Below are 10503 nucleotides of genomic sequence, written 5' to 3' on the forward strand. Positions count from 1 at the left end.
CGATCGCCCTCGTGATCGCGCTCGTGGTCCGCACGCTGCTTCTTCAGGCGTTCAAGATCCCCTCCAGTTCGATGGAGAACACGTTGCTCGTGGGGGACCACATCTTCGTGAACAAGTTCATCTACGGGTACCACATCCCCTGGACGAAGGGGCGGATCCTCCGGATCGCATCCCCGAAGCGGGGGGACATCATCGTGTTCGTCTTCCCCGAGGATCCGTCCAAGGATTTCATCAAGCGGGTGGTGGGAACTCCCGGAGACGTCGTGGAGGTCCGCCGGAAAACGGTCCTGGTCAACGGCGCGCCGATCGCCGAGCCGTACACGCGGTTCGCCGACGGGATGGAAATCGAGGGGTTCGTCCGCACCCGGGACAACATGCCCCCGGTGCGGGTGCCCGACGGGAAGCTGTTCGTGATGGGGGACAACCGGGACCGGTCGTACGACTCCCGCTTCTGGGGATTCGTGGACATGGACGCGGTGATCGGGAAGGCTCTCTTCATCTATTTCTCGATCGACTGGCACCGCGGATTCCCCTGGTACGAGGCGTGGCACTGGCCGGAGATGATCCGCTGGGAGCGTATCGGACACGCGCTGCGCTGATCCGCCGAACGACCCGTTCGTTACGGGTTGACGGCGCGCCGCCATCGGGGGTATCATCTCGAATGGCCTTTTAAGCTAATCCCGCGAGGTTAGCAAAGGATGACACGGACGAAACGACCGCAACGCCTCTCCGCGCCGCCGGAGAGGCTTTTTTTATGTCCCGAAGTTTCCCGTCCGGGGACGAAAGGTGGAACCCCATGAAGAAAGCCGCCGCCAAGACCATCCTCGACGGGAAGGGAGTGGAACGTGCCCTTTCGCGCCTGACCCACGAGATCCTGGAAAAGAACAAGGGGGCCTCCGAGATCGTCCTCGTCGGGATCGCATCCGGAGGAATCCCGCTGTCGCGGGTGATCCGGAGGAAGATCCAGACGATCGAGGGTGTCGACGTTCCCGCGGGCTTCGTGGACATCACCCTCTACCGCGACGACCTCGGGAAGTCGGGGTACCAGGCCCGGATGAAGCGCACCGAGATACCGTTCTCGATCAACGAGAAGAAGGTGATCCTGGTGGACGACGTCCTCTACACCGGGCGGACGATCCGCGCCGCCATGGACGCCCTGATGGATTTCGGGCGGCCGAGGAACATCCAGCTCGCCGTCCTCGTGGACCGCGGGCACCGGGAGCTGCCCATCCGCGCGGATTACGTCGGACGGAACGTGCCGACGTCCCGGTCCGAAACCGTCGAGGTCCGGGTCGAGGGGGAACCGGACGACTGGAAGGTGGTTCTCAACGAAACGCCCGGGAAAGGGGAGTAGCGGATGGAATGGAGGCGGAAACACGTGCTCGGTCTGGCCGACTTCCGGCCGGAGGAGATCGAGTTCGCCATCGACACCGCGCGCTCGATGGAGGAGGTGCTCACGCGGGACATCAAGAAGGTCCCCGCGCTTCGGGGAAAGACGGTCGTGAACCTGTTCTTCGAGCCGAGCACCCGGACGCGGACCTCCTTCGAGATCGCCGGGAAGCGGCTGTCCGCGGACGTGGTGAACTTCAGCTCCTCGACGTCGAGCATCACCAAGGGGGAAACGCTCCTGGACACCGCGAGGAACATCGAGGCGATGAAGCCGGGCATCCTGGTGATGCGGCACCCCGCCTCCGGCGCCGCCGAATTCCTTTCGAAGCACGTCTCGTGCTCGGTCATCAACGCGGGCGACGGCGCCAACGAGCACCCCTCGCAAGGCCTGCTCGACCTCTACACGATCCTCAAGGCAAAGGGGAGGATCGCGGGCTTGAAGATCGCGATGGTGGGAGACATCCTCCACAGCCGCGTCGTCCGGTCGGACCTGCACTCCCTCGGGCGGATGGGAGCGAACATGTGGCTTTGCGGCCCCGCGACGCTTTTGCCCCGCGAAATGGGCCGGACCGGGGCGATCCTCACGAGCGACATCCGGGAGGCGGTCCACGGGGCCGACGTCGTGATCATGCTGAGGATCCAGCTGGAGAGGCAAAAAACATCGTATTTCCCGTCCCTTAGGGAGTATTCAAAGAGGTACGGCTTGAACAGGGCCGTGTTCTCCCACGCCAAGGAGGATGCGGTCATCATGCACCCGGGACCCATCAACCGCGGCGTGGAACTCACCGACGAGCTCGCCGACTGCGACCGGTCGCTGGTGCTCTCCCAGGTCGAGTCCGGAGTCGCCGTCCGGATGGCTCTCCTCTACCTTCTCGCCGGAGGTTCCCATGCTGCTCATTAAGGGAGGACGCGTGATCGACCCCTCCTCCCGCCGCGACGGGATCGGACACCTGGTGATCGATGGAGGGAAGATCCTCGATTTCCTCCCGGGCGATCCCCCGAAAGGGTTCCAGGGAACGGTGATCCACGCCGATGGAAAGTGGGTGACGCCGGGCCTGGTGGACATGCACGTGCACCTCCGGGAGCCCGGCTTCGAATGGAAGGAGGACATCCGCTCGGGAACCGCCGCCGCCGCCGCCGGCGGTTTCACCTCCGTGGCGTGCATGGCCAACACGAAACCCGTGAACGACAACCCCGAGGTCACCCGGTTCATACTGGAGAAGGCCGCGCGGGAAGGTTCCGTGTCGGTGTTCCCCGTGGCGGCGGTGACCCGGGGTCTCGAGGGGAAGGAGATGACCGACTTCTCCGAAATCGCGGAGGCCGGAGCGGTGGCATTCTCGGACGACGGGAATCCGGTCGAAGACCCTCTCCTGATGCGGCGCGCGATGGAGTACGCCAAGCCGTTCGGATACCCGATCCTCGTCCATCCGGAGGATCACCGGCTGGCCGAAGGAGGGGCCGCCAACGAGGGTTGGACGGCGCAGAAGCTCGGCATTCCGGGGATCCCTTCCGCCGCCGAGGAGGTCGCCATCGCCCGGGACATCCTGCTCGCCCGCCAGACCGGCGGCAGGGTGCACCTGCAGCACATCAGCACGAGGATGGGGGTGGATCTCCTCCGCATGGCGAAACGCGCGGGGCTGGCGGTCACCGGCGAGACGGCGCCGCAATACTTCACCCTGACGGACGGCGCGCTGGAAGGGTACGACACGAACGCGAAGATGAACCCTCCGCTGCGGGGCGAAGACGACCGGATGGCCGTGCTGGAGGGGATCCTCGACGGAACGATCGACGCGGTGGCGTGCGACCACGCGCCGCACGAGGAGTACGTCAAGCGGTGCGAATTCATCGCCGCCGCCAACGGGATCATCGGCCTCCAGTCCTCCCTCCCGCTGACGCTCGTCCTCCTCGCGGGGGGAAAGGTGTCCCCGACGCGCGTGGTGGAGCTGTTGTCCTCCGCGCCGGCGAGAATCCTCTCCCTCCGCGGCAAGGGCGCCCTTTCGAAGGGCGCAGACGCCGACGTGACGGTCATCGACCCGGACCTCGAGTGGGCGTTCGAACGGGACGCGGTCCTTTCCAAGTCGAAGAACAGCCCGTTCCTCGGGTGGAAGATGCGGGGACGCGCGGTGCTGACGATCCACGCGGGGCGGATCCGCCACTCGACGATCCCGGGGGTCGCGGCGGATGCCTGAGCGGAAAGCCCTCCTCGCCCTCGCGGACGGCACCCTTTTCGAGGGGATCTCTTTCGGGTACGACGGGGAGTGCGCCGGCGAAGTCGTGTTCAACACGTCGATGACCGGGTACCAGGAGGTCCTGACCGACCCTTCCTACAAGGGGCAGATCGTCACGATGACGTACCCGGAGATCGGGAACACGGGAATCAACCCGGACGACGTCGAGTCGTCCCGCCCGTGGGTGGAGGGGTTCGTCGTCCGGGAGGCGTGGACTCCGCCGTCGAACTGGCGCCTCGTCGAATCGCTCGAGGCGTATCTCCGCCGATACCGCATCTGCGGGATCGCCGGGATCGACACCCGTCGACTCACGCGCCGCCTCCGGGACGGAGGTTCCCAGATGGCGATCCTGTCCGCGTCGGGGCGGGACCCCGAGGCGCTGCTGCGGGAGGCGAGGGAGCTTCCGTCCATCGTGGGCCGGGACCTGGTGCGGGAGGTCACGACCGACCAGGTCGCCCGCTGGGAAACGGGGGACTGGGACCTCGAAAAGGGGTACCTCCCCGCCGCGTCGTTCCACGAGCGGTTCGGCAAGGTCCCGCGGATCGTCGCAATGGACTTCGGCGTCAAGCGGAACATCCTGCGGATGCTGGTCTCGCACGGGTTCGAAGTCACGGTCGTGCCCGCCTCCGCGACGGCGGAGAAGATCCTCTCGATGGATCCCGACGGGGTATTCCTTTCCAACGGTCCCGGCGATCCCGAAGGGGTGCCGTACGCCGTGGACACCGTCCGGAACCTGCTCGGACGGATCCCGATGTTCGGGATCTGCCTCGGGCACCAGATCATGGGGCTGGCGCTCGGCGGAAAGACCTTCAAGCTGAAGTTCGGACACCACGGGTGCAACCAGCCGGTGAAGGACCTCGCCACGGGGAAGGTGGAGATCTCGAGCCAGAACCACAACTTCTCCGTCGACCCGGATTCCCTCGGGGGGAAGGCGCGGATCACGCACGTGAACCTGAACGACGGGACGGTCGAGGGGCTCTCGGTCCCTTCGATGCGCTGCTTCTCCGTCCAGTACCACCCCGAGGCGTCCCCGGGGCCCCACGACTCCCGGTACCTTTTCACCCGTTTCCACCGGTACCTCTGCGGGGAGGAGGAGCTGTAGATGACACCGGCGGCGGCCCGCATCACGGCGATCCCCGCACTGTCCGCGTGCCGGTTGTGCCCGCGGGAGTGCGGCGTGAACCGGCTCTCCGGCGAACGGGGATTCTGCGGCGCGGGGGCGACCGCCCGCGTGGCGTCGGTGTCGCTGCACCACGGCGAGGAGCCGCCGATCTCGGGCACACGCGGGTCGGGAACCGTTTTCTTCAGCCACTGCAACATGAAGTGCGTCTTCTGCCAGAACTACCCGATCAGCCAGTACGGGAACGGGCGCGAGATGTCGCCGCGGACGCTCGCGGAGGAGATCCTCTCCCTCCAGAGGAGAGGGGCCCACAACGTCAACTTCGTCACCCCGACCCCGCACGTCCCGCAGCTCGTCGAAGCGGTCCTGCTGGCGCGCAGGAGTGGATTCCGCACCCCGGTGGTCTACAACTCGAACGGGTACGACTCCCTCGAGGCGCTCGCGCTGCTCGACGGGGTGGTCGACATCTACCTTCCGGACGCCAAGTACCGCACGTCGCGGCTTGCGGACGAGGCGTCCGCGACCCCGGATTACGCGGGACACAACGACGCCGCTCTCCGGGAGATGGTCCGCCAGACCGGTTTCCTCTCGATCGGCGGGGACGGGGTCGCGACCCGGGGGATGCTGGTCCGCCACCTCGTCCTGCCCGGGAACGTGGAGGAGACCGAGTCGGTCCTCGAACATCTCGCGTCCGCCTTCGGCCCCGACCTTCCCCTCTCGCTGATGGGACAATATTTCCCGGCGTACCGGGCAGGGGAACTTCCCGGGTTCGATCGAAAACTGTTCGAAGCGGAGTACGACCGGGCGATCGCCGCCGCCGAGCGCCTGGGGCTCCGGAACGTATTCATCCAGGAGTTGTAGAACAGTGCCGAAACGCACCGATATCACGAAGATAATGCTCATCGGATCCGGCCCGATCATCATCGGGCAGGCATGCGAGTTCGACTACTCCGGGACCCAGGCGTGCAAGGCGTTGAAGGAGGAGGGGTATACCGTCGTCCTGGTCAACAGCAACCCTGCGACGATCATGACCGACACCGACTTCGCCGACCGGACGTACGTGGAGCCGATCACCCCGGAGATCGTCGCGAAGATCATCGAGCGGGAGCGTCCGGACGCCCTTCTCCCCACCATCGGAGGCCAGACCGGCCTGAACATCGCCGTCTCCCTCCACGAGATGGGGGTTCTCCGGAAGTTCGGCGTGGAGCTGATCGGGGCGAACTTCGACGCGATCCAGAAGGCGGAGGACCGGAACCTGTTCCGGGCGGCGATGGAGAAGCTCGGCCTCGTCGTCCCCCGGTCGGGGTACATCCGGTCGCTCGAGGAGGCGATGGAGGTGATCCCGGAGGTGGGATACCCGGCGATCATCCGCCCCTCGTTCACGCTGGGGGGAACCGGCGCCGGAATCGCCTACAACCGGGAGGAGTACGAGGAGGGGATCCGGTGGGCGCTCGACGCATCGCCCAAGCGGACCGTCCTGGTCGAGCAGTCCGTCATCGGCTGGAAGGAGTTCGAGCTCGAGGTCATGCGCGACCTGGCCGACAACGTGGTCATCGTCTGCTCGATCGAGAACCTCGACCCGATGGGGGTGCACACGGGCGATTCGATCACGGTGGCCCCCGCCCAGACGCTGACGGACAAGGAATACCAGCTGATGCGCAACGCCGCCCTCCGCATCATCCGGGAGATCGGCGTGGACACGGGGGGGAGCAACATCCAGTTCGCCGTCCACCCCGACACCGGGGAGATGGTGATCATCGAGATGAACCCGCGCGTCTCCCGGTCCTCCGCGCTCGCGTCCAAGGCCACCGGTTTCCCCATCGCCAAGATCGCGGCGAAACTGGCGGTCGGGTACACCCTCGACGAGATCCGCAACGACATCACCCGGGTGACGCCCGCCTCGTTCGAGCCCACGATCGACTACGTGGTCACCAAGATCCCCCGGTTCACCTTCGAGAAGTTTCCCCAGACGGAGGATTCCCTGGGGACGCAGATGAAGTCGGTCGGCGAGGTGATGTCGATCGGGCGCACGTTCAAGGAGTCGCTGCAGAAGGCGATCCGGTCCCTGGAGACTTCCGTCTACGGGTTCGATGAGGTCCTCGCGGTCCGGGGTGCCGCCTCGGCGCCCGCGCGTCGGAAGATCCTGGAGGAAAAGCTCCGCAAGCCCAACTCCCAGCGGCTGCTCCACATCGGGGAGGCGTTCCGGGAGGGGTGGACGACGGGGGAGATCCGCGCCTTCACCGGGATCGACCCGTGGTTCCTCGAGAACATCCGGCAGATCGTCGGCATGGAATCGGGGATCCGGGAATGCGCGCCCGAATTCGCCGGATTCGATTCCGGGAAGGCGGGGGAGTGGGCGACCCGGTTCCGGAAGTGGAAGGCGACCGGCTTCTCCGACCGAAGGCTCGCGATGCTGCTGGCTTCGTCCGAGGACGACGTCCGGCGTGCGCGGTACGCCGCGGGAGTGAAGACGGTCTTCAAGCGGGTGGACACCTGCGGCGCGGAGTTCGAGGCCCACACTCCGTACCTGTACTCGACGTACGAGGCCGAATGCGAGGGCCGTCCGACGGACCGGAGAAAGATCGTGATACTGGGCGGCGGACCGAACCGGATCGGGCAGGGGATCGAGTTCGACTACTGCTGCGTCCACGGCGTCTTCGCGCTCCGCGAGGAGGGGTTCGAGACGATCATGGTGAACTGCAACCCGGAGACGGTCTCCACCGATTACGACAGCTCGGACCGCCTCTACTTCGAACCGCTCACCAAGGAAGACGTTCTGGCCATCGTGGAGGCCGAGAAACCGGTAGGAGTCATCGTCCAGTTCGGCGGCCAGACCCCGCTCAAGCTGGCCGTCCCGCTCGAGAAGGAAGGCGTGCGGATCCTGGGGACGTCGCCGGAGAGCATCGACCGCGCGGAGGACCGCGAGCGGTTCGCGGAGATGCTGGACAAGCTGGGGCTCCGGCAGCCCCCCAACGGGATCGCCCGGTCGACGGAAGAGGCGGTGCGCATCGCGCTGCGGATCGGATACCCGGTCCTCCTGCGACCCTCGTATGTCCTCGGGGGGAGGGCGATGGAGATCGTCCACGACGAAGAGGGGTTGCGGAAATACCTGACCCACGCCGTGATCGCGTCGGAGGCCCGACCGGTGCTGGTCGACCGGTTCCTCGAGGACGCGATCGAGATCGACGTCGACGCCATCTCCGACGGGGAGACCGTCGTGATCGGCGGGATCATGGAGCACATCGAGGAAGCCGGCGTGCACTCCGGCGACTCCGCCTGCTCCCTCCCGCCGCACTCGATCCCGAGGGAGGCGCTCGACGAGATCGCCCGCCAGACCCGGGCGATGGCGGCGGAGCTGTCCGTGGTGGGGCTGATGAACGTGCAGTTCGCGATCCAGAAGGGGGAGATCTACATCCTGGAGGTGAACCCGAGGGCGTCGCGGACCGTCCCGTTCGTGAGCAAGGCGATCGGCGTCCCGCTGGCGAAGCTCGCCGCGAAGGTCATGGCCGGGAAGAAGCTTTCGGAGCTGGGTTTCGCCCGCGAGGTCGTGCCGGAACACGTTTGCGTCAAGGAGGCGGTCTTCCCGTTCATCAAATTCCCGGGCGTCGATACGCTCCTCGGGCCCGAGATGAAGTCCACCGGAGAGGTGATGGGAATCGACCGGAAATTCGGGACGGCGTTCGCCAAGGCGCAGATCGCCGCCGGGATGATCCTCCCCCTGTCGGGAAAGGTGTTCGTGAGCGTGCGGGACGAGGACAAGGAGGCGATCGCTCCGGCCGCGGGGCTCCTCCACGAACGCGGGTTCACCTTCGTGGCGACCCGCGGAACGGCCGCGTTCCTCAACGGCCGCGGGATACCCGCCGAGACGGTCCTGAAGATCAACGAGGGGCGTCCCCACGTGGCGGACCTCATCAAGAACGGCGAGATCGCGCTGGTGATCAACACGCCGCAGGGGGCGCTGTCCAAGGCGGACTCCTACTACATCCGGCGGACCGCCCTGGTCTACAACATCCCGTACTTCACCACCCTCGCCGCCGCGCGCGCGGTGTCCCACGCCATTTCCGACCTGATCCGCGACGACCTCACGGTGATGAGCCTCCAGGAGTACCACGGGTCGCACCGAAAGGCCCGGTGACCGGGCCGCTCCCCATCCAGTTCGTCAAGGGGGTGGGCCCGAGGCTCTCGGGGAAGTTCGCCGCCCGGGGCATCCGGACCGTGCAGGACGCCCTGTACTTCTTCCCGAAAGGGTACGAGGACCGGCGCAGGATCGTCCCCATCCGGGAACTTTCCGCCGGAATGATCGTGCCCGTGAAGGCGAAGATCCTGTCCGTCCATGGAGGGGGAAGGCGGTTCGGCGGCCCCCGGATCCTGGAGGTCGTACTGTCCGACGGAACCGGACGGCTCGCGGCGAAATGGTTCCGATTCCACGCCTCGCTCGCCGAGCGGTTCCACGTGGGCGAGACCGTCACGCTGTGCGGCCCCGTACGGATGTTCCGCTTCTTCCCCGAGATGCACCACCCGGAGATCCTGGGGAAGGAGGAGGAGGCGGACCCGGTCCATTCCGGGAGAATCGTACCGGTATACCCGGAGGTGGCGGGGATCCCCCCGCGGCTCCTCCGGAAGATCCTGTGGGAGGTCGTCCGGAGCCACGCCCGCGGGGAGGCCGAGTTCTTCCCGCCCTGGATCCTGTCGAAGGCCGGAGTCCCGCCGCTGTCCGAATCGCTCGCCGCGATCCATTTCCCGCCCGACGGGGCGGATGCCGCGATGTTCCGGGAATTCTCCACTCCCGCGCAGAGGCGGCTCGTCTTCGGGGAGCTTTTCTCGCTCCAGTGGGCCCTGGCGAGGAGACGGGCGGGTGCGGCCCGGGAACCGGCGGTGCCTCTCCCGTGGGACCGGGAGATCGTCGGAGAGATCAAGAGGCGCCTCCCGTTCGAACTGACCGGCGCCCAGCGCAGGGTGGTGAACGAGATCCTTTCGGACCTCCGCAGGAGCCACCCGATGCAGCGGCTCCTGCAGGGCGACGTGGGGAGCGGAAAGACCATCGTCGCATGGATCGCCGCGATGGTCGCCTGGCGGCACGGGGCGCAGTCGGCGATCATGGCCCCCACCGAGATCCTCGCGGAGCAGCATTACCGCCGCTTCACGGCGCTGACCGAGGGGCTGCCGGTGAAGGTGGCCCTGTTGTCGGCCGCGCTTTCGCCGCGGGAGCGGGACGCGGCCCGGCGAGCCATCCGGGACGGCGTGGCGGACATCGCGGTCGGAACGCACGCGTTGATCCAGGAGAGCGTGGAATTCCGAAGGCTTTCGCTCGCGATCATCGACGAGCAGCACCGGTTCGGCGTCCTGCAGCGCGCGGCACTCCGCAAGAAAGCGAGCGTGGCGCCCCACCTCCTCGTGATGACGGCGACACCGATCCCCCGCACGCTGGCCATCGCGCTGTACGGGGACCTGGACGTATCGGTGATCGACGAGATGCCGAAGGGGAGGATTCCGGTCCGGACGCGGATCGTGGGAGAGGAAGGGCGCGGCGGGGTGTTCGACCGGGTCCGGGAGGAGATCGCTCGGGGCGGACGGGTCTACATCGTCCTGCCGCTGGTGGAGGAGTCGGAAAAGATCGCCCTCCGGGACGCGACGCGGACGGCGGAACGGGTGAGAGAGGCGTTTCCGGACGCGGGCGTCGGGCTCCTGCACGGGCGGATGAAGGCGGAGGCGAAGGAGTCGGTGATGCGCGGCTTCCTGTCCGGCGCGCTCCGGATCCTCGTTTCC

At 66.8% G+C, this 10503-nt stretch carries 8 protein-coding genes; all 8 read left to right on the forward strand.

Annotation, left to right across the window (positions count from 1 at the left end; all coding sequences use genetic code 11):
* Window positions 1–599, forward strand: a 599-nt coding sequence (gene lepB, locus HZB86_09670) for a signal peptidase I (GenBank protein MBI5905797.1), incomplete at its 5' end; no start/stop codon positions are given.
* Window positions 600–796: 197 nt separating this feature from the next.
* On the forward strand, window positions 797–1354 hold the full coding sequence (pyrR, locus tag HZB86_09675; protein MBI5905798.1) for a bifunctional pyr operon transcriptional regulator/uracil phosphoribosyltransferase PyrR: 558 nt from the start codon (window positions 797–799) through the stop codon (window positions 1352–1354).
* A 3-nt stretch (window positions 1355–1357) separates the two neighbouring features.
* The gene (locus HZB86_09680) at window positions 1358–2290 is read left to right on the forward strand and encodes an aspartate carbamoyltransferase catalytic subunit (protein MBI5905799.1); all 933 of its coding nucleotides are present in this window, start codon (window positions 1358–1360) and stop codon (window positions 2288–2290) included.
* Window positions 2277–3578: a dihydroorotase gene (locus HZB86_09685; protein MBI5905800.1), complete on the forward strand. Its 1302-nt coding sequence runs from the start codon at window positions 2277–2279 to the stop codon at window positions 3576–3578. The genes HZB86_09680 and HZB86_09685 overlap by 14 nt, the downstream gene beginning before the upstream one ends.
* The gene (carA, locus tag HZB86_09690) at window positions 3571–4719 is read left to right on the forward strand and encodes a glutamine-hydrolyzing carbamoyl-phosphate synthase small subunit (GenBank protein ID MBI5905801.1); all 1149 of its coding nucleotides are present in this window, start codon (window positions 3571–3573) and stop codon (window positions 4717–4719) included. Before HZB86_09685 ends, carA begins: the two co-directional genes overlap by 8 nt.
* The gene (locus tag HZB86_09695) at window positions 4720–5598 is read left to right on the forward strand and encodes a radical SAM protein (protein ID MBI5905802.1); all 879 of its coding nucleotides are present in this window, start codon (window positions 4720–4722) and stop codon (window positions 5596–5598) included.
* A 4-nt stretch (window positions 5599–5602) separates the two neighbouring features.
* Complete coding sequence (carB, locus tag HZB86_09700) at window positions 5603–8872, forward strand: carbamoyl-phosphate synthase large subunit (GenBank protein ID MBI5905803.1); 3270 nt, start codon at window positions 5603–5605, stop codon at window positions 8870–8872.
* The coding region (locus HZB86_09705; protein ID MBI5905804.1) for an ATP-dependent DNA helicase RecG at window positions 8869–10503 on the forward strand (1635 nt) is incomplete at its 3' end. The genes carB and HZB86_09705, both read left to right, overlap by 4 nt.

It is taken from the genome of Deltaproteobacteria bacterium, assembly GCA_016234845.1.
Classification (GTDB): Bacteria; Desulfobacterota; Deferrimicrobia; order Deferrimicrobiales; family Deferrimicrobiaceae; genus JACRNP01.

Bases quoted from the DNA above. Each gene is read 5' to 3' on its own strand.
- HZB86_09685 (MBI5905800.1), top strand. From the start codon at position 2,277: ATGCTGCTCATTAAGGGAGGACGCGTGATCGACCCCTCCTCCCGCCGC.
- carA (MBI5905801.1), top strand. From the start codon at position 3,571: ATGCCTGAGCGGAAAGCCCTCCTCGCCCTCGCGGACGGCACCCTTTTC.
- HZB86_09680 (MBI5905799.1), top strand. From the start codon at position 1,358: ATGGAATGGAGGCGGAAACACGTGCTCGGTCTGGCCGACTTCCGGCCG.
- pyrR (MBI5905798.1), top strand. From the start codon at position 797: ATGAAGAAAGCCGCCGCCAAGACCATCCTCGACGGGAAGGGAGTGGAA.
- HZB86_09695 (MBI5905802.1), top strand. From the start codon at position 4,720: ATGACACCGGCGGCGGCCCGCATCACGGCGATCCCCGCACTGTCCGCG.